Raw genomic sequence first — 20,772 nt, 5'->3', positions numbered from 1 at the left:
TACTCCCTTCATACTGTTATTTTACATGATCCAAAGAGCAGAGTGCGAATACTGCGAATGTAAGCAAGCGTATGGGCTCTGCGAGAAATGGAAAAAAGCCGCATCGAGTCTAAAAAAGCACCGGATGCGGCTTTTCCGCGGAAGTCTTATTGATTATGCGGTACGCTGACTGTGCTTACTGCGGTGGATTGATTGCCTGCTTTGTCGGTAACCGTATACGTAATCGTGTAGATTCGTCCCGACTTATTACCGAGTCTTTCCGCACGTAAACTGAATGTTGCAGCCTCCGTACCCAAATTAGCTTGAATGTCGCCTTGACCGCTATCCGGCTCGTTAATGGTAATAGAAGTCAACACCACAGATGCTACCCCTGAGAGCGCATCGTTTGCATTCAGCGTGGCTTTAATGTCAATCATTTTGTGATTTGGAGGCCATATCGAAGTTTTATCTAATTGAACGGTTAGAAGCGGCACCGTTTTATCAATTTTAAACTCGATCGTTTTGATTTGCTCGACGTTGCCGGCATGATCCGTGCTGCGATAACCGACCTTATACATCCCTTCTTCGAAGGCTGGGATCGTACCCGTATAAGTGATCCAATCCCCGTCATTTATTTGGTATTCCGTTTTCGCCACACCGGATAGATGATCTATTGCCGATAAGGTTACTGTTACATCCGACGTATGCCATCCATTGCTGCCGTTAGGAGCAGCAGGGCTTACAGAGGCTTCACTTACTGGTGCGATCTTATCGATATTGCTTACGACATAGTCGGTTACATTGGACATGAGGCCAGCAGCATTGGTTCCTCGTGCATAAACTGTCGCATTTTCCGTGATGATCACTGGATCCGTGTAAACCGTCCAAGTGCCGTTTTCGCCAATCTTATACTCCTTCACGACTGCATCTTCCGGATAGTTAATCGTGACGACGACATCATTGTTCGTTGGCGCTGCGATGCTGGCTTCGAATGTTGCATCCGCCGGCGGCTTTGGTTGCGGAATCGTACCGACAACAGCAATACTCGGCGCCGGCGGCATCGTCATGCCTTCTCCCAAATAAAATCCGGGATGAGGCGGCTGATTGTAAGAAATGTTCTGCCAAGCTACACCTAACCGGTACGTAGGATCATGCATCAAGGTGAAGATTCTATGTTCGGTAGAATCGGTAGTCGTGTAAATGCGGAGTGCGCTGCTGTCTTCCGTTCTCCACATCGCTTCCTCTCTCCAGTCGCCGAACAGGTCGGCCTGAAGGCTCGGCGTTCCCTTGGTCGTATTGTTGGAGTAAGTACCGGTTGCCGTCAAAAGATTGATCGGCTTATTGTTCATGTAGTCCCATTTATCAATCTTGCCGACACCGGCAGCAATTGAAGCATCATAATTATGATCTAAGATCTCGCGCAGGAGGTCTCCATCCCACCAAATACCGAAGTTTGCACCGGGAATTGAATTGGAAAGTTTCTCGCCCTTAGTATTGTAGATGCCTCCTGTTGTGCTGTTCCAGACGGGCTCGCCTATCGCCCAGAACTCTTCCCCTTTGTAACGCGGATCAATGTCTCCCGACATCCCCCTGCCGACGTCATAATTGGTCGGAACGCCCCAGATTAGCGCACCGGTGGCTGCATCGCGGAATTCATGACCGGCCGGGCTCGGATAGTGCTCATGCACAGCCCATACTTCGAGACCCGGGCGCTCCGGATCCAAATCGCCCACGTGCATGGCGTCGCCATGACCCAGTCCTGTCGTATACAAGCCGGTGCCGTCATCATCAAGCGCCATAGCGCCGTAGATGATTTCATCTTTGCCGTCGTTATCGACATCTGCAATGCTGATGCCGTGGTTGCCTTGACCGGCATATCCCGCAGAGCCGGGCTCGCTTGAATCGAATTTCCACAGCTTGGTCAGCTGGCCGTCTCTCCAGTCGTACGCGACAAGCACCGTTCTCGTATAATACCCGCGCGCCATGACCAGGCTAGGTCTCTCTCCATCCAGATAGGCGATGGCAGCATTGAAGCGGTCTACACGGTTACCATAGCTGTCACCCCAACTTGCAACATTGCCCCGAGGCGGATCGTACTCCGTCGTAGCCATAGCTTTACCAGTCAGCCCATTAAAGATCGTGAGAAACTCCGGACCGCTCAAAATATAACCGGTGGCATTGCGATAATCCGCATTCGCATCGCCGATGACCTCACCTGTTCCATCTACGGTGCCGTCCGCTGTCTTGAAGGCAACCTCAGCCTTCCCGTCGCCGTCCAAATCATACACCATGAACTGGGTGTAATGTGCGCCGGCGCGTATGTTCTTTCCTAGATCGATTCTCCACAGACGCGTACCGTCCAATTTATAAGCATCGATATAGACGTTGCCGGTATACCCTGACTGCGAATTGTCGTGGGCATTCGAAGGATCCCATTTCAAAATGATTTCATACTTGCCGTCCCCGTCAAGGTCACCAACGCTTGCGTCATTGGCGCTGTATGTGTAAGCTTCCCCTGCAGGAGTAACCCCGCCGGCCGGCTTTTGAATCGGAATATCAAAATAAGGCTGATTCCACGCTTTGAATATTCTGTAGGACGGCTCCTCTACGCCGTTGATTACAGTGCGAACTTCATATCTCGACTCCACCGTACCTTCGGCATCCACATAGTTGGTGCTTCCCGTAATCGGTTGTTCGTTAAGCTTTTGACCGTTCCGGTACAGATTAAATGCAATCGTTGCCGAGTCGATGCCAAGTAAACGCCACCCGATATATACGCCTGCGTCCGTCTTGACCGCAACTTCGGCACGATCGATGTTTTCCATTTGCCTGACCAGCTTCGTAGAACCCGGCGTTTCCAGAATGCCCGACATTGGCGAAATACCGCCTACATTGACAGCAGCAACTTGATAAAAGTACGGAACTGTCGTCAGGACAGTCGTATCTGTAAATGCCGCCGTTCTGGAGGTGCCAACCAAAACAAACGTTCCATCCGCTTTCTTGGCGCGATAAATATTATACGATCTCGCATCCGTCACCAAGTTCCAAGACAAGCTTATATCCCTCTTGTTGACTGCTGTATAAACGAGACCCGTCGGCGCTGCAGGGGCCGGCTTGCTTGGGTCTATCGTCGATACGGCGAGCGGCATCGACGCAACGGATTCCGATCCTGTCGTATCCACGGTGGTAACCGTGTAGATGTAATGAATTCCCACATCAATGGTGCTGTCCGTAAACGTTGTGCCTTCCAATTCTCCTAGCAGCGTAGAGCTTGTCGCTTCTTCAGCCTTGCGGTACAGCCTATACTTCACCGCATCCTCGGACGCATTCCAGGAAAGGGTCGCCTGCGGCTGATCCAGCTCCAACTCAAGGCTATCCAGTTTCAACCCGGCAGGCGCTTGTAAAACCGGCGTAATTTCAAGTCCGTTCGCAATGCCTGTGCTGCCGCCGAAAAACAGATTCATTTGGCCGTCGCGTACTTGAACCTGATTAAATACGGCTTCTGCAATCGTATTTTTGCCGGCCGCAACGGTACCGAAGTCTCTGCCGTCGATCGTAACGGAAGTTCTCGCGGAGCCTAACAGATCTCCAACATAAACTTTTACCGAGTATGTGCCATTCGGCAGATCGACCATGAACTCCCAGCCGGCGTTGAAATAGCCGAGCCAATCCCGAACCAGATCGCTGCCGCCCGTACCACGGTCACGGGTAATCATGCCTGTGTTCGACTTAATGCCGTACCCGAGCTCGGGCGTATACAGCGTATTCAGATTAACACCGGTGTAACCGTCAGCAACCGGACTTCCTACCGGGCCGAAATCATATTTGTATGCGGCCGATTTCGTTTTCACCGCGATATCATCCGACGGTTCAGACTCACCGCGTCCGTTTACAGCCGTCACGTGCAGGTTGTACGTCAGTCCTTCCTTCATTCCGCCCACGCTCAGCGTCGGTACCGTTGCCGTACCCACCAATGCATAGGTCGAATCCGTCGACAGCTTGCGGTATATCTTGTAAATTTCTGCAGTTTCTACAGCATCCCATTTGAGAACTGCGCCTGCGTTACTAACGCTGCCTGCAGTCAGTCCCGTCGGTTTGGCAGGAATCGCCGCCGGAAGCTCAACATCTTTAACAAAGGCGGAAATCGGCAATCCAAGCTCTTTAATTCCGCCGGAGAGCAGCCTTGCCAATTGAATCGCTCCGTACTCCTGGAAATGCGTATTATCCGCCGAACCGTTCGGAAACGCCTGATAAATGCCCGGCGGCACATGGAGAAACACGGAAAGCGTTGCAGCAGGTCCGATCGAATCGTAATAAGCTACGCTGAGCGCGCTCAGATCGACCAGTTTCACATTCAGCTCTTGGGCTACTTCTTTCATACCGGCTACATATTCGGCAAAGCTGACATTGAATTTACCGGTATCCGCATTGAAATCGCGACGCCCCACCGGCGTGACCAGAACCGGCGTCGCACCGCGTTGACGCGCCCCGTTAACGTAGGTTTTCAAGTAATTTTTGTAATCCGGTACGGAGGCATAGCGCTCAGGAACACTTATGGTCGCATCGTTGTGGCCGAATTGCACGAAGAAGTAGTCACCCGGCTTGATGGTACGCAAGATATCGTCCAAACGCTCTTCCACAATAAACGACTTGGAGCTTCTACCTCCGATAGCCCGGTTCGAGAACATCACATGATCGGTAAAATAGCGCGGAATCATTTGGCCCCATCCGGCCTCTGGCTTCCAGTAATCTTCATAAGTTTGTACCGTGGAGTCTCCGGCAATATACACCGTAGGAATTTCTCCCTGCTGGCGGGCAGCCAGCTTCGAAATGACAATACCATTGATTTTCGGAGCCGATCCCGAGAATTCCAGGTTTAATTGCCCGTCTACAAGCGCGATATCAAAAGAGGTTTCCACAAATTGACCCGCAGATTTGGCGGTTTGCGGCACCTTTTGGATCAGCTCTGCCTTGATCGCCACATCCGTAGCTTCCGAAGCATCACCGGCTACAATCGCTACAGAGTAATCTCCGTTCGGCAAATCCACATTGAAGGACGTGCCGGAAGGCGAAGCAAAGTCCGATCGGATCGGATCCGCCGTACCGCGATCTGCCTCACCGACCAACGCAGGGTTCACAAAACCATACTTGAGCTGCGCCGAATAAGCGGTACCGGCCGATACTCGGATATAACCGTCGGCCAAAGCGCCCGGCCCGAAGTCAAATTTGATTGTATCCCCTTCAGGAAGCGGCTGCGGCGGCACATACACTGTACTTACCGCCATATTCGAAGGGGCAGAAGTGCCGAAACTGTTGGTTGCCTTCACCTGGTAATAATGAATGGAGGTGGTTGCTGCAGTCGTATCGGTGAAAGCAGTGGAGCCGGTATTTCCAATTTCCGCGTAAGGGCCATTTGCCTCATCGGCACGGTAAATCAAATAGCCGATCGCTCCCTCGACGGAAGACCACTGCAAACTGATTCCTTGCACCTCTACCTTGCTTACCGCCAAGTTAGACGGTGCTGCAGGCACGGTTTGAGTCTGCTTAACCTCCGCTACGACAGCTTCGCTGAGCGCGGAAGCTAGACCGGCAGCACTCACTGCCGCCACTTGATAAGAGTAGCTGCTGCCTATCGTTACGTTCGTGTCAATGTAATCCGGCTGCGTTACCCTGGCCATTTGACCATAGACGGCTTCGCCGACAGTTGTACGAAATACGTCGTAATAAACCGCATCCGTAACGCTGTTCCAATGCAAGGTTACTGCCGGATTGCTGCCTGCCCCAGAAACATTTGTCACGGTAAGTCCATCAGGAACGGCAGGCGGAGCTTGGACGACAGGCTCAATAATCACCCCGTTGACATAGCCATTACTGCCGAAATCTAACGTCATTTGCCCATCGTTCACTTTGACCCGATATGTAGCGGAGTTGACGGCTTGCCGGGATTGAATCGTTCCCATAAGCTGTCCTTCAATCGTAACCGTCGTCTTCGTCGTCGACGTGCCGGCCAAAAGATCTCCGGAATAGACCGTTACATCATAATCCCCATTTTGAACATCTGCCAGGAATGTATAAGGATTCGATGCGCCTGGAATAAAAAAGTCCGCTGTTAAATTATCGCCAACCCCGGAACGGTATCTTGTGTTCACGGTTCCCGTCAGCCCGTAGCCCAGTTCCGGTGTATACAGAAGCGACCCATGAACGCGAATAAAGCCGTCCATCACCGGACTCGTCGCCGTGCCGAAGTCAAACTTCAGTGTCTGTTGAGTACTTGCCGCATGTGATTGCACCAAGGTAAATGGAATACCGGCCGTAATCGTGTAACATAGCATGATGAAGCTAAGCACAATCAGCATCGTTCTTTTCATTTTCATCCTCACTTTCGGTCTTGCCTCCCTCTATTTATGATTGTTCCATCCAGTGAGCACCGAGATAAGGCCGCTCCCCATGGCCCTGCCGTTTGATGTATGCGTTTTCATAAATGTCGGCCCATATACCCTTTTGCATGTCATCATCGTACCTCCTCTCCTGTTTCAATCGTCTTACACCTCCTTATAACCGGGATAGTTCTGATCATAGACCCAACTGTCTATTTTTCCCATTCAATTAACCGTCCTGTTTGTTCAAAAATCAGAGATGAGCAGTGCCGCCATGCAAAAGAAAACCCCTGGGCACCACAGTGAATTCACGGAGTGTCCAAGGGCCATAGTCTTATAAAGGCTTTCGTGCAATCAGCACGGTTGCAGCATGTTGATGCGGAATGCCTGAGGATTGGCAATCGAAGACATATTCTTCTACATATAACCGTTCCCAATCGGCATAATATGCCTGCAATTCACCTTGTGCGTATAAAAATTCATTGCGCCCCCAATCGGGAGCGATCGCTACTTCGCGGTGCTCGTTGAAAGCAAACAACACATGCAATCCGCCGGGTCGGGTATTCGCTTTCCAATTTGCGAACTGCTCGTCCCTTCTGTCCGGCCGGACATACTGAAGCGCTCCAATCGTATAAAGCAGATCAACGGGCTGCCTTGGCTGGAAATCGTTAATATCCCCTTCCTCCACATCCAAAGAAACGCCGAATTCACTAGCCAAGCGCAGGACTTTGTCGAGCCCCGCCGGTGCCAGGTCTACGGCAAGCACGTTATACCCTTGGTGCGCCAAATACACGCTGTCCCTGCCTTCGCCTGCACCCAGATCGACGGCAAATCCGCCCGCCGCTCCGAATTGGGAAATTAATTTCACCAGATTGTTCGGTTCCTTCCCCCAGTAGTACGATTCTTGCTGATAAAGCTCCTGCAACTGCTCTTTGTCCATGTCTTGCATCCTCGCTTTCGCTTTAGTCGGATCAGGCGCGCGCAACCCTTACAAGCAAAATAAACCTTGACGTCACGTCAAGGTCAAGAGAATTTTTAACAGCTCCGCCGGCGAGCTGGCCATATAGTCGGGTTTCCCGCTGCGCAGAAGGCCGATGGCGTCATAGCCCCAGGTCACCGCGATGATCGGAACGCCTAATTTTTTGCAAGCTTCAATATCCCGCAATTCATCGCCGATATAGATCATCTGCGAAGAAGTAGCGCCCCACTGCTTCATTACTTTACGAATGGAGTGGTGCTTGCCGAATAAAGGCTTGGAGGAAATGATTTCTCTGAACGCACCGTCCAGCTTGTTATTTTTGAGGAATAACCGGATATTTCCCGCCGAATTCGAAGAGAGGATGGAGCTCTTCAGCCCCAGTCCCGATAACCGGGCCAGCACTTCTTTCATGCCGGGAACGATGCGCAAGGTGTGAATGTTTTCCTGGTAGCGTATTCTGGCGGCCATGGCGAGTTTAGGAATTTGTAGAACAGGTACACCCAGTCTTTCAACTCGTTCACTGATAGACAACGAGCGCATAAGCGCAAGATCTTGATCGCGAATAGGGCGGAATCGGTGCTCAGCCGCCATTTCATTATAGAGCTTAACGAGCAATGCCCGGGAATCGACCAACGTGCCATCGAAATCAAACAGAATGTGTCTTTTCATTAGGATGAATATAAAAATAAGGCCGGACCCTCGGGCGGCACTTGTTTGATTTGGTTACGGACAAATTCCTCCAGCGGGTCCAGGGCCACATGGGGATTGCCGATATCCCGCAAATCCTCCCAGATACAAGTCACACCCTGAGCATAGCCTTCCGCATCGCCTGCATACATTTTACAGCCGCTGCAAAACTGCTCCTGCTGCTGAGCATCCAGCTTCACAATTTTATTACGGAGACAGCAGTAAATTTCGTTATCGTCATTACATACATTGATATGTGGAATTAGAGCCATTGTCCTATCAACTCCTTACGGCACATTTTGTGTAATAGTAAGTGTATCGCCATATTATTAAGTGTATGACAGTTTTTTGTAAACGGGAGAATATTTTTTGTGGCAAGCTGCCCAAATTTGCTACAATAAGGAAAAAAATCGGCGCGCATAAAATCTTATTCTTAAGTCGGGTAGCTTACCGGATCGCCTTCGCGGCCATTGCTTCTAATCCAAAACGGCATGAATTATCGATATAAAAAGTAAAAAAAACGGGCTCCCTGTATCAACAGGAAGTCCGCCTTTGGGAGCTGTATTATTATATCGGGTCAGGCACAAGCCCTTCATTCAGCAGCTCGCTCCCAATCTTCATATGCTTCATTTGCTTACCTAGCGCAACCATTTCGTCCTCTGTGGACGCCAGCGAGCGGCTGTGCTGCTCCAAATAATCCGCCACAACCCGCAGCTTGCTGAGCGCCGCTTCTTTCACATGTTCCGGTACATGTGACTTGTCAAAGCCGACCTCGTTAAGCTTAACCTCGGATTGCCCAATCTCTAGTGTGAGTGCGGGCATAAAAAGCGTGTAGCCCCGGTCTGCTTCAAGAATGGAAAACATCGTTAATGACGTAGCTCCTCATAGTCCTTGCGTCTCTAGCGATGAAAAACAACTTTAAGGCATCATTAAGATGCTGCATGCAACACTCACAGTATGTTAAAGCCGATTTTTCCGCGTTATCTGCCTTGCCTCCTGCTCGAAGCGGGGACTTTAACGCGAAACACCATCCATGACGCAGATGCTTGCTTCTCGGTGGTATGCCCGAGCGACAACGGGCTCACGCCAGTTGTGCGCTACACCTCCACCGCCTTTGCGAACTGCGTGCGGTACAGCCGTGCATACAGCCCGCCCACCGCAAGCAGCTCGGTGTGCGTGCCCCGCTCCACGACGCTGCCCGCTTCGATCACCAGAATGTGATCGGCGGCCAGCACCGTGGAGAGCCGGTGCGCGATCACGAGCGTCGTGCGCCCCTGCATCAGCTCCTCGAGAGCGACCTGCACATAGGACTCGGATTCCGAGTCCAGGTGCGAGGTCGCCTCATCGAGGATGAGGATGCGCGGGCGCTTCAGGATCGCGCGGGCGATCGCGATCCGCTGGCGCTCGCCGCCGGAGAGCCGGTGGCCGCGCTCGCCCACCATCGTGTCGTACCCTTCGGGGAGCGACACGATGAAGTCGTGGATGTAGGCCTGGCGGCACGCGGCCTCCATCTCTTCCAGCGTCGCGTCCGCCTTCGCGAAGCGCAAATTATCGCCGATCGTCGCGTGAAACAGGAACGACTCCTGCGTCACGTACGCGATTTGCGAGCGCAGCGAGGCGAGCTGCACATCGCGTACGTTCACCCCATCGACTTCGACGACGCCCGCCGTCGGATCGTACAGCCGCGCGATCATGCCGATCAGCGTCGATTTCCCCGCGCCGCTCGGCCCGACCAGCGCGATCATCTCGCCCGGCTGCGCGTCGAACGTAACATCCCGCAGCGCGTACTGCCCAGGCTTATAAGCAAAGGAAACCTGCTTATAAGTCACACGCCCCGCGACCTGGGCCAGCGGCCGCGCGTCAGGGGCTTCCAGGACATCGGGGACCATGTCCTGGTATTCGAAGATGCGCTGGAACACGCCCAGCGCCGTTGCCAGCTCCACCTGCAGATTCAGCAGCGTACCTACAGGCATATACAGGCGGCCTTGGTAAGCCGCGAAAGCGACGATGGCCCCGAGCGTCATGCTTCCGGTGACGACTGAGTAGCCGCCGTATAAATAAATAATCGCTGTGCCTAACGGCCCCAGCGTATTCGTCGCCATACCGAACCAGCGGCCTACAAGATTCAGCCGCAGCTCAAGGTCCATCACCTTCTGGTTCATGGCCGTAAACTCCGCTTCCTGCTGCCGCTCCCGACCAAATATGCGTGTCAGCAGCGCGCCGGAAATGCCGAAGCTTTCGCCCAGCTGGGAAGCGATATCCGAGCGTACCTTTTGCGTCTCCATGCGCAGCTGCTTGCGAACCTTGGATACTTTCTTTACCGGCAGCACGAACAACGGAAGAATGATCATCGATATAATCGCCAGCTTCCAGTCCAGCGCGAACAAAATACAGACGGTCGTCATCACAACGACGATTTGTGTAATCGACGAAACGACGAGGGACGTCACCACATTTTGAACCGCCTGCACATCCCCGGTAATCCGCTGCACAATCTCGCCAGAGCGCGCATCGGTAAAAAAAGCCATCGATTGCCGCTGCAAATTATGATAAAGCGTTTGTCCCAGATCACGAATAACCCCTTGGGTCACTTTCGTGTTCAAATGATTTTGCCATACCCCTAATACACCGCTCAGCACCGGCAGCAAAATCATCAGCAGCGCCATTACCGCGAGCAGCCGCATGCTCCCCTGCGGAATCGCCTTATCGATGATTTCTTTCATCACTAAAGGCGGAATGAGTCCAATTACAGCAGCAACCAGCGCAAGTCCTATAATGGCTAGCAGCTGCCCCCAATATCCATGAAACAGCCGCCAAATTCTACGAACCGATACATCCTTTAATTTCGCCTTCGGGCGATTGTTCATTCTGTCGGATAACCTCATCTGTCTTTACTCCTTCTGCAAATGCAAATAACGGCTGCCACGCCGCTTACATCACCCTCCATATTGGCAAAGCATGCAAAATCGCCTTCGTCACTTCGTCCGTCATTTTGAGCACGCTGTAAAGCGACGTCGTTTGAAGAATTCCGTACTGCTTGGGACCGTCCGCATTTACAATCGCAGCGATCGTATAATCCCCAACCTGCGGCAGTACTTTGCCTAGCGATTTACCAGGCGCGAGCGGCTGATTTGATACTTGGTATAAGCCTACGGATTGCTTTTGTCCCAAGCAAGCGTCAATCGCGATGACTACGCACCCCTCCGGCACTTCCTGCAATCGCTCGACCAAATTACTGGCATCGAAGGGTGCCGCAAGCGTGCCAAATACGTAAGGATATCCCGCCTCTTTGAGTCTGGAACCGACAAGCGGACCCAGCGAGTCACCCGTCGACCGATCCGTTCCTATACATACAAAAGCCACTGTGTCCGGCTTGATGTCTTTCTCCTGCACGATTTCTAAGAGAAACAGCCCCAGCTGTTCTCCATTTATTTTTCTCCAATATTGTTCCTGCGTCCCTGCCCGATGTCCACCCATATGCCCTCCTTTTCAAGGCTTCAAGAAAATTGCCCCTCGCTCCTGATGAATGATATAATGCGGTCAACTTCTATTCTTTCACAAGGAGGTGCACCATGTCCACCCTCGGAATTATCGCGATCCTGACCCTCCTCTACTGGATTTTCATGTCGATAGAAGCCTATCGGGGCTTACATCTGATGCATGCGCTGCCCAGGTCCATTAAGCAGCCGGACAAGCCTCCTCTCGTTTCCGTCATCATTGCCGCCAAAGAAGAGGAGAGCACCATTCTCGATACGGTTCGGCACCTGCTCTCGCAAAATTACCCGCGACTGGAAATCATCGCGGTCAATGACAGATCGCAAGACGCCACTGGCGTCCGGCTCGAGGAGCTGCGCAAATGGTCGGAACGTAAGGGCGATATCCATACTCCGCTGCAAATTATTCATATCACCCATCTCCCCGATGGTTGGCTAGGCAAGAATCACGCCCTCTACCAGGGGTATCAACAAGCCCGGGGACAATACTTGCTTTTCACCGATGCGGACATCCTTTTCTCGCCCGCAACGATTTCCGATGCCGTTGCCTATATGAAAGAAAATGAAGTGCATCACCTCACGCTAACGCCAAATATGATTGCCCGCGGCACGCTGCTAAGAGGCTTTGTTCATTTCTTTCTCTTTTCTTTTTCTCTGTTCGTTCGCCCATGGCGTGCCAATATCGACCGTTCCCGCCGCCATGGCATCGGTATCGGAGCCTTTAACATGGTGAGCCGCAGTGCCTATGAAGCCATTGGCACACATAAGGCCATCGCCTTGCGCCCGGATGATGACTTGCAGCTCGGCATCATCCTGAAACGCACGGGCTTCAGACAAAAGGTGCTGTCAGGCAAGCACACCCTGCAGGTGGAGTGGTACCGGTCGCTCATAGATGCCGTCAAAGGACTGGAGAAAAATCTGTTCTCCGGATTTCATTACAGCTTCACGATTGCCCTGCTAGCTTGCATCGGACAGCTGCTCTTCTTTATTTTCCCATGGCTTGGCCTTTTGTTCCTTTGGGATTGGACTGGTATTGCTTTCAGTGTCTCGGTCATTTTACAAATCTGGCTGTATCGTGTTCTGATCGACAGGATTATGGGCAAACGGGGTATCGAAGCCTACATGCTGCCGGTAAGCGCTTCGCTTCTTCTTTATACCGTCGTCCGCTCGGTCTGGCTCACCTGGAAACAGGGTGGCATCTATTGGAGAGGAACGTTCTACTCACTGCGCGAATTAAAGAAGAAGCAAGATGAGAAAGGATGAACGCAGCTATGCTTATCAAACACAAATTTGCACACGCCGGGTTACTAAGCTGTCTGCTGGTCTCAGCCATCGCTTTACCTCACGCAGCTTCGGCGCAAGACTCCGTTCAAACTCAAAGCCGAACGATTTCCTATAACGGCAAATCTTTCACCGCCCAGTGGATATCCGTCGATCTCACGGATCCTTATATCCGGGTGAAGCCCGTAACCGCAGATGCCGGCATCGGTCATGACGAATCTTTCAGTTCGATGATGGCAAGGAGCCATGCCGTTGCTGGAATCAATGGAACTTTTTTCGACTCTTATGAAAAAGACGACACCAAGCGTTACCCGAACGGCCTGATCATCGGCTCCGGGGACATCGTACACTCGGGAAGCAATTCCTCTTTTCTAGTTCTTGCTGACAAGACAGCAGCCCTCGGGCGCATTGCGAGCGAGCAACAAATTACCGTCACCCATCAAGGCAAACCCTACACATTTACCGCATGGGGCGTAAACAAATACTACGGAGATTCGGTAGACGATCAAGTCGTTTGGTATACCGGAGCTTTTGGCAAGCGGGTTGATTTTCCGAACTCGACTAAGGTGGTCATTCAAGAGGGTAAAATTACAGCTGTCACCCAAGATGGCGCCCGGATTCCTGAAGACGGACACATCCTGCTCATTGGCGGGAGCGCCAATAATTCAACCAACGTACTGCCGAATATTCATGTAGGGGATTCAATCAAGCTTGCAACAACGCTCTCCAACCAGGACTCAGGCAGCAGTATAGCTTTACCTGCCGTGGATGCTGCGGTAGGCGCAGGCCCCGGACTCCTCACGAATGGCCAGATTGACATTGACTTTGCACGGGATGGCATCACTGAGACCAAAATTACAACTGCCGCGAACATTCGCAGCTTTATCGGCGTCGACGCCTCGAATAGACTCATTATGGGCACATTATCGACAGCTAAGATCTCTGATATGGCTGGGGTGCTTCTTCAGCTGGGGTTGACGGATGCGATGAATTTGGATGGAGGCGCAAGCTCCGCTTTATTTGCCAATGGATCGATTCTAAGGAATCCCGGGCGGGCGCTTAGCAATGCGCTTGTGGTGGAACGGTTAGAGCAACCGCAGATTCAGGTTGATGTCAATGGACAGTTCGTCCATGAATTTAGAGGGTATTTGCAGCAGGAGACAAGCATGGTGCCATTCCGCGGCATTCTAGAGCGAATCGGAGCGCAATTCGAATGGAACGGTACGGCTCGCACGTTAACGGTACAGTACGGTGCCAACCGACTTCAGCTGCAGCCGGATCACTCCGTGATGCTTTGGAACGGAAAATCGGTAGTTTTGCCTGCGGCGCCGACCATTGTAGATGGGCATATTTATATGCCGCTGCGCGCGATTATGGAATCGCTTGGCGGGCAGGTCCGCTGGGATCCGCAGCTTTATCGAGCATCGCTTACGTTTTAGTGTACCCGATTGATGCGTACAATCCGATAATAGAGTTGGCCGCTCGCTTGATGCTCCACCTCCAGGTACCCTTCCACATGCACATAATCGCCTGTCATATAGGTGGATGCATCGGAAGACTGGGCGTGGGTCATGAATAGTAGGGCGGCTTTTTCATTGCCGATCACGAATCCGACCTGCTCCTTCACCTGAAACTTATCGATGACAGTCCCGTGATGAGACCTCGCGATATGATGAAACCGCCACGCCCCCTCTTCTTTGATCATAAAATAGAGTACGCGATTCCGATGTTGATTGCTGTACTCTCTCGTTACGCCGATCATGCAGACATCTTCGCTGAGCCTAAGAAACTCATCGATCTCATAGGTTTTCAGCCGAAGTCGCATCACATTTTTCTGATGAATGTAAGTCTCCATCTCATCTATTGAACGTTGATCCCTGGGATCCTGATATGTAGCATAAAATACTTCTTTAATAAACGTATCCGTTTGCAGGCTTCGTGCGCCCCGGAAATGATGATAAGTCCTAAAAAACCGCCGGATGACATCCAGAATCTCCTCTGGAATTGCGGATGCAATCTCTTTTGTAAGGAGGCTGCTCCCGGTGGAATCAGATTGTTTTCGTTTATGAAACCATTGCTTCCAGACACTCAGTTGCATGGACAACGCGTCACCTGCTTTCTCACTTGCAAACATTCCTTCATTATAGGCGAAAATCAATAAAAATTCGATAAAAATCGCATGATTTCGCACAAAAAAAGAAACGCCTGCTTTCTATGCTCTTTAATAAAGAGAAATAGAAAACAAGCATTCGATAGTTAAGCGGCTTAGAGTACTCTTTTTGCTCCTACATATCTGGCGCTCCAGTACGAGCTGGACAAGCTATCGACCGTGACGCCTCTTGACGATGTCGCCGAAATAAATTGATCATTCCCTAGATAAATGCCCACGTGGTTAAACGATTTTGATGCGAAAAACACCAGGTCTCCCACCTTCAAATCCGTTACCTTCGTTCCTGCTTCACTATGCATGGAAGCCGATGTCCTCGGGAGATCGATGCCTTTGGATTGAAAAACATAACGAACAAAGCCGGAACAGTCGAACCCGTTCGGCGTTGTCCCTCCCCAAACGTACGGAACGCCCATGTAGGCGTTTGCCGTTTGTACGATTTGATCGGTGATAGATGGAGCTGGCAGAGCCTGTGGGGCTTGCGGTGGTGCGATCCAAGCAGGCTTATGCGACTTGCCGTCGGTACCGACAATCGCAATTTGGTTGGCTTCGTTCCATTCGATGGCGGAGCCGAACGTTTCGGTAATGAAACGGAGAGGCACGTAAGTACTCCCTTGATAAAGAGTCGGACTGCTCTCCAAGCTGATCCTTTTGCTATCCACGATCGCTTGCTGCATGTCGGTGGTTAAAAGAATCGACTGCTTGTTCCGCGTCAAACCAATGACGACTTCATCCCCTTGCTTAGCCCACGTTACTTGGTATCCCAGCTTTTCGGATAGAACCCGAAGCGGAACTTGCAATGTACCCTTTTCATCAATAAAGGGCTGAACTTCCGGGAACTGCACAATCTCATCGTTGATTTGCACTTTAACCGGCAGCGATGACGATGCCGCTTGTGCAGATGACACAGAGAACACGGGTAATGCGGCGCACATCAATGCGCATGAACAAATAAGACGCTTTGCAAAGGATTTCAAAAGCTTGCCTCCTTGAAGCCTCCGAGGTTAGTTGACGGGTTCGGGAAGAGGTTTTCCCTAGCGCGCCTCAGCAAGCTGAAGCATTCATTCACCCCAAGTTAAAGAAGTCCCCCGTACCGGAGCTTTTGCTGCTCCGAGATTCGGCATATTTTTTCATTTTGTAACATTATCATAGAATTCGTTAGGGATTCAATTTATTAGTCGTGGTAAGTATTTCCACTACCTCTCTCAATGAGCAGCTATATCCGAGATGAGGGAAGCGATAAGGAGAATGGCCATGACACCACCTGCAATTCTAGCACGAAGTATAACCCGTTGTGGCAGCATATGGTTCTCCGATAAGCTAGCTTTCTTGCGAATGGTACGATAATAGAGAATCGCTCCAAGTACGACCAGAAACACCTCTACGGTGGCGCTAATAACCGGCCATTGCCATAAGCTGAATCCTAGAAGAGGAAGCTCTCCCGCATTTCCAGGCAAGATCGGCATATCGACACGATGGACAATCAGATCCAGCACCCAATGGCTGAAAGTAAGCAAGCCAATCGTAATACCGCCTCGTTTGCCCCATAGCTTCCAAGCTACTATGGCCGACAGCAATGCAATGATGCCTGCACCGACAAGTGAATGCGTATAATCAGCATGAATGATACTTTCGCCATACCCTGTACCGTGGCTGCTGTCTATCTTTTCGATTCCTGATACGAATAAGGGGACGAATACAACATCCAATAGTTGTGTGCTCAGCATAAGCGCCCAGATGGGTACCTCCGGAGTTTTTGCTTTCACTGCAGCTGCAAGTCCAAAATGTCCGGCAAACATTTACATTCCCTCCTTTTGGGTTTTCTTCAGCGAGCTAACTCTACCTTCCAGCCATCCGCATAATACGGTAAATAAAAGCATAAATACAATAAATGACATGAGGCTCACCACTTCCTTTTGAATTAACTAATTTAATTAGTATTATAACTAATATTATTAGTTATATCAACACCTTCTTTTTACTCAAATCATCTCCCTTTATTTTCCTTGGCATATTTTGTCGTTTAACTTATAATTGAGTTGAATTTACTAGGCACAAAGTACCAAACGAATAGAACAAAGGCAAATCCGAACGAAAGTCGGAGACGCAAAGCCACGGGTCTGTGTCCCATCAGGGATATGATAGCCGGGCTACTCTAAGATGGTTGGGTTTTTGTGCTTTTTTATGTGTGATGATAGGGGAGGATGCTAGACATGCTAGAAAGAAGCAGACTGTGGATCATGATTTTGATCGTCGCCATTTGTACAAGTTCTTGGGGCTTAGCGCCAAAAAGCGCCTGGGCTGAGATGTATTCCTCATCGGACAGGCTAACCGAATATACGTTGCCTGAGCCTTCGGCAAAGATTGCGGGTAATCAGATGGTATACTTAAGCAAAGATAACGCAGGCTGGTGGCAAATTTACAGCCGCAATTTAGAGACCGGGGATCTGAGACAGCTTACTGACGCCAAAACTTATAAGCAATACGCTTCGGCAGGCGGAGACCATGCCGTCTATTTGGAGAATCAAAAACAAATTATGCTTATTAATCTTTTAACTGGTGAATTGACAAAGACAGAAATCGCTCCGTTTCCTTATGACAAGATTTCAACCGATGGACATTTTGTCGTATTCTACCAACCACTTGAAAGAATGCTTCGTATTTATGACATTCAAACTAAGGAAACGAAGGAAATTGGTAAAGGCAGAGATCCTTTAATTGCAAATGGCAATGTCGTGTATGTAAGCGAATCTGGCTCACTTGAACTTTACAAAGCACAAGATGGAACCTCACGCAGCTTATACAAGCCAACAGAGGGCTATATCCGTACCGGAAAGGAAATGGCATTTGACGGTAAGAACGTTATCTGGATTCATGGCATGCAGGGGTTGAAGCCAGGTTTTCAAGTTCGGATGCTGAACATCGAAGATATCGACTCCGTGCCGCAAGTGTTGAGCACTTTTAAGGATTTTGGAAATCTCTCTTCTTCGGTTTCCATTGGTGCTGGTATAGCAGCATGGCCGGAGAATAAAAATGGAACTAACCATATTGTAGCCGCCGACCTGGCTTCCAAACAGACGGATATCGTGGCAGACAGTGAGATCTTCATTGGTTTATATAACGATCAGCTCGTGCTGAGAATAAAAGACGAACAAATCCTGCTTCGCCAGCTCAAACAGACAGGTCAAGGCCAAACGGTCACAGATACGCTCGTTTCCGCCGTTCCTTACATTGATAAAATCCCTTCATCTGTCCGCCAGAGTCTCGGATCTTTGGGCATATATAAAAAATTAGCTACCCAAGATAATAGCGTTATCGTTTACTCTCCGGATTCCGCGGACTCTGATTTTTACGAAGATGTCACTATTGGATTTAATGGAGACACCGATTTCGCGCTAACCAAAGCGCTTCAACCCGGTCAAAAAATAGTCAGCTTCCCTTGGACAGTATCTTTTAAATCGTCTGGCGAGGACGTGCTGAAGCTCTCGATGACATATATGGAGAAAAGAGTTCCAGCAGGAGAGCTGAACAAACTCGGCATTTATCGGCTTGATTCCGGAGTATGGACTTACTTGGGCGCTCTGTTCGAGGAGAACAAAGCAAGGTTATTTACTGATATCACTCAACCAGGCGTTTATGCCGTGCTGTATTTCGATGTCCCGAATGAGTATGTTCGCGACTATTGGATGCAAAAACGAATCGGGCAATTGAATGCGGACAAGCCGATTCGCGTTTACTTGGATGGGGAGGAAGTAACCTTCCATCAGCAGCCTATGCTGAAAGACGGATCAACGACGGTTGAATTCAGACCTATCTTTGAGAAGCTCGGCTTGCAAATCGATTGGGATAGCACGACTCAGAGCATCACGGGATCTGGCCAAGGGAAGTCATTAAAGCTCACGCTAGGACAGAATGAGGCTCTTGTAAATGGTATTGCTTCTGAACTCCCTGCCTCCCCTTTCCTGAATCAAGAATACACGTTTGTACCATTACGCTTTGTAGGCGAAGCAACAGGTCGTAAGGTTCTATGGGACGCTAATCTGAAAGCTGTCTATATCTACGATCCGGCAACCGAAGGAAAGCTTTACTATGACAATGGCGCACTCATGTACGAAGGCCAGCTTAAGAACGGGGAAATGAACGGTAAAGGAAAACTGTACCGCGAAGATGGCTCACTATGGTATGATGCCGTATTCCAAAATAATGATGTCGTCGGACCAGGTATCATTTATTTCGCAGGCGTAAGCCGCGGACGCGACCGGACGGGAGAAATCGCCATCGCGCAAAAGTTCGAGAACGGCCGCCAGACAGGATACGTCATCAACATTGACGATAGCAGCTTCATAGCCTATGAAGGCGAAACAAAACTGGGAGTCTTTCATGGAAAAGGCAAGTATTATCTTGGTGGCAAGCTTATCTACGATGGAGAGTTCAAAGACAACCTCTATGATGGCTATGGCAAATTCTATCGCAATGGCGAGCTTCATCGCGAGGGTAATTGGGTCAAGAATATCCCTAACGGGTACGGAAAAAATTATCAAAAATCAAAAGACAAAATATATTTATATGAAGAGGGACGGTACGTTGATGGAATGCTGCAGGGAAAAGGGATTGCCTATTACCCATCCGGCGCCAAATATTACGAAGGAGAATTCGTTAAAGGAGGCAAGAGCAACGGCACCTTCTACGGAACTGATGGTAAAATATCGATGGAACTCACGCTTAAGGGAAATGATGTTCATTATGGTACCGTCTATTATAAGAATGGCGAACGTTACGTAGGTGAATATTCCCTTAGGTACATGACACGTCATGGCGAAGGAACTACTTATGATAAAGACGGCAACGTGATTTTCCGAGGAAAGTACAAGATTGACGTACCACAACCTTAAAATAAAAAGGCTGTCCCAAGTAAATCTACATGGGGCAGCCCTCTTTTTTTCTTTTAGGATTGACCGTAATTGCCTCCGAGCGAGATCTCATTTGTACCAAAGGCAGCCACCGACTTTTTTTTGGCATGAAAATGGGGCGCATTCGCGAGAAAGCTTTCCCTCGAATAAAACTTGCTTTCTTTCGTTAACGGAAGGCTCACGGGTTTCGCCGTCGTCGCGGCTTCATAAATGGCCGTAATGAGTTCCAACGTTCTTCTGCATTCATTGCCGTCAATAAGCACCTGCAGCGAATTGTTTTCAATTGCTTTCAAGACATCGTCGATTTGTCCGGCATGCCCTCTGTAACGAAGGGATTCGATGCTGTTGTAATACAGTTCGATCTCCGCCTCCAAAGCGGGATTACGCTCAGGGAATCCGTTCTCCTTTGAAGACGATGCGTATACTTTCCAAGGCGCCGAAACGCGTGCCCGTTCTCCCTGGAAGATCAGCTGCTGCTCTTCTCCATGATGGATAACGGAGCTTGTGACTTGAGCCAAGCTGCCATTGGGATAGGAAAGCACGGCTATGGAGATATCCTCCACTTCCGCGTTGTCATGCAAAGTGTTGCTCATCACAGCCTGAATCGTCTGCGGCATGCCCATCATCCACTGCAACATATCGATGTGATGAACGGCATGGTTCAGCGTGCAGCCGCCGCCCTCCTTTTCCCACGTTCCTCTCCACCATAAATCATAATAGCTGTGTCCCCTCCACCAGAAAGAATCCACCTGAGCATGCACAATTTTGCCCAATAGGCCGGAATCCAGCGTATGTTTCAGCTTCATCATGGGGTCGAGGAAGCGGTTTTGTCCGACGACGGATAAGATGCGATTGGATTCGGCCGCTACTTCCAACATACGATCGCATTCTTCAAGTC

14 protein-coding genes and 2 riboswitches are annotated in these 20,772 nt (G+C 50.2%); of the genes, 3 read left to right on the top strand and 11 right to left on the bottom strand.

The window, feature by feature from the left end; translation table 11 throughout:
• Positions 1 to 146 precede the first annotated feature (146 nt).
• The 7 genes from ICC18_RS34480 to yyaC all read right to left on the bottom strand — a co-directional run bounded on the left by ICC18_RS34480 (position 147) and on the right by yyaC (position 11,499).
• The gene (locus ICC18_RS34480; protein WP_282559210.1) at positions 147 to 6,347 is read right to left on the bottom strand and encodes a rhamnogalacturonan lyase family protein; all 6,201 of its coding nucleotides are present in this window, start codon (positions 6,345 to 6,347) and stop codon (positions 147 to 149) included.
• A gap of 343 nt (positions 6,348 to 6,690) precedes the next feature.
• Positions 6,691 to 7,296 carry an SAM-dependent methyltransferase gene (locus tag ICC18_RS26405; protein ID WP_188177432.1) on the bottom strand — a complete coding sequence of 202 codons (606 nt, stop codon included), beginning with the start codon at positions 7,294 to 7,296 and terminating at the stop codon, positions 6,691 to 6,693.
• Positions 7,297 to 7,368: 72 nt separating this feature from the next.
• Positions 7,369 to 8,004: an HAD-IA family hydrolase gene (locus ICC18_RS26400; protein WP_188177431.1), complete on the bottom strand. Its 636-nt coding sequence runs from the start codon at positions 8,002 to 8,004 to the stop codon at positions 7,369 to 7,371.
• Positions 8,004 to 8,294: a hypothetical protein gene (locus ICC18_RS26395; RefSeq protein ID WP_188177430.1), complete on the bottom strand. Its 291-nt coding sequence runs from the start codon at positions 8,292 to 8,294 to the stop codon at positions 8,004 to 8,006. Before ICC18_RS26395 ends, ICC18_RS26400 begins: the two co-directional genes overlap by 1 nt.
• A gap of 295 nt (positions 8,295 to 8,589) precedes the next feature.
• Positions 8,590 to 8,886, bottom strand: coding sequence for a hypothetical protein (locus ICC18_RS26390; protein WP_188177429.1), 297 nt, complete (start codon positions 8,884 to 8,886; stop codon positions 8,590 to 8,592).
• 233 nt (positions 8,887 to 9,119) lie between these two features.
• On the bottom strand, positions 9,120 to 10,889 hold the full coding sequence (locus tag ICC18_RS26385; protein ID WP_223192888.1) for an ABC transporter ATP-binding protein: 1,770 nt from the start codon (positions 10,887 to 10,889) through the stop codon (positions 9,120 to 9,122).
• A 64-nt stretch (positions 10,890 to 10,953) separates the two neighbouring features.
• On the bottom strand, positions 10,954 to 11,499 hold the full coding sequence (gene yyaC, locus ICC18_RS26380; RefSeq protein ID WP_188177427.1) for a spore protease YyaC: 546 nt from the start codon (positions 11,497 to 11,499) through the stop codon (positions 10,954 to 10,956).
• Positions 11,500 to 11,594: 95 nt separating this feature from the next.
• Here yyaC and ICC18_RS26375 point away from each other — a divergent pair, with 95 nt between their 5' ends.
• Both ICC18_RS26375 and ICC18_RS26370 read left to right on the top strand, forming a co-directional pair.
• The gene (locus ICC18_RS26375; protein ID WP_188177426.1) at positions 11,595 to 12,779 is read left to right on the top strand and encodes a glycosyltransferase family 2 protein; all 1,185 of its coding nucleotides are present in this window, start codon (positions 11,595 to 11,597) and stop codon (positions 12,777 to 12,779) included.
• An 8-nt stretch (positions 12,780 to 12,787) separates the two neighbouring features.
• The gene (locus tag ICC18_RS26370) at positions 12,788 to 14,236 is read left to right on the top strand and encodes a phosphodiester glycosidase family protein (RefSeq protein ID WP_188177425.1); all 1,449 of its coding nucleotides are present in this window, start codon (positions 12,788 to 12,790) and stop codon (positions 14,234 to 14,236) included.
• Here the strand turns inward: ICC18_RS26370 and ICC18_RS26365 are convergent.
• The 3 genes from ICC18_RS26365 to ICC18_RS26355 all read right to left on the bottom strand — a co-directional run bounded on the left by ICC18_RS26365 (position 14,233) and on the right by ICC18_RS26355 (position 16,763).
• Positions 14,233 to 14,895, bottom strand: coding sequence for a hypothetical protein (locus ICC18_RS26365; protein ID WP_188177424.1), 663 nt, complete (start codon positions 14,893 to 14,895; stop codon positions 14,233 to 14,235). The genes ICC18_RS26370 and ICC18_RS26365 overlap by 4 nt on opposite strands.
• 167 nt (positions 14,896 to 15,062) lie before the next feature.
• Complete coding sequence (locus ICC18_RS26360; protein WP_223192887.1) at positions 15,063 to 15,941, bottom strand: C40 family peptidase; 879 nt, start codon at positions 15,939 to 15,941, stop codon at positions 15,063 to 15,065.
• A 1-nt stretch (position 15,942) separates the two neighbouring features.
• A riboswitch (cyclic di-AMP (ydaO/yuaA leader) is annotated at positions 15,943 to 16,097 on the bottom strand.
• A 72-nt stretch (positions 16,098 to 16,169) separates the two neighbouring features.
• Entirely contained in the window at positions 16,170 to 16,763 is a 594-nt protein-coding gene (locus ICC18_RS26355) for a permease (protein ID WP_188177423.1), read from the bottom strand.
• 271 nt (positions 16,764 to 17,034) lie between these two features.
• Positions 17,035 to 17,122: riboswitch (cyclic di-GMP riboswitch) on the top strand.
• Positions 17,123 to 17,177: 55 nt separating this feature from the next.
• Here ICC18_RS26355 and ICC18_RS26350 point away from each other — a divergent pair.
• Positions 17,178 to 19,856, top strand: a complete 2,679-nt coding sequence (locus ICC18_RS26350) for a stalk domain-containing protein (protein WP_188177422.1) — start codon at positions 17,178 to 17,180, stop codon at positions 19,854 to 19,856.
• 53 nt (positions 19,857 to 19,909) lie between these two features.
• On the opposite strand, the gene ICC18_RS26345 is transcribed toward ICC18_RS26350, so the two are convergent.
• Positions 19,910 to 20,752, bottom strand: coding sequence for a Gfo/Idh/MocA family protein (locus ICC18_RS26345; protein WP_188177421.1), 843 nt, complete (start codon positions 20,750 to 20,752; stop codon positions 19,910 to 19,912).
• Positions 20,753 to 20,772 lie beyond the last annotated feature (20 nt).

Origin of the sequence: Paenibacillus sedimenti (assembly GCF_014534655.1) — a bacterium.
Classification (GTDB): Bacteria; Bacillota; Bacilli; order Paenibacillales; family NBRC-103111; genus Paenibacillus_E; species Paenibacillus_E sedimenti.
This window is presented reverse-complemented; position numbering and strand designations above follow the sequence as displayed.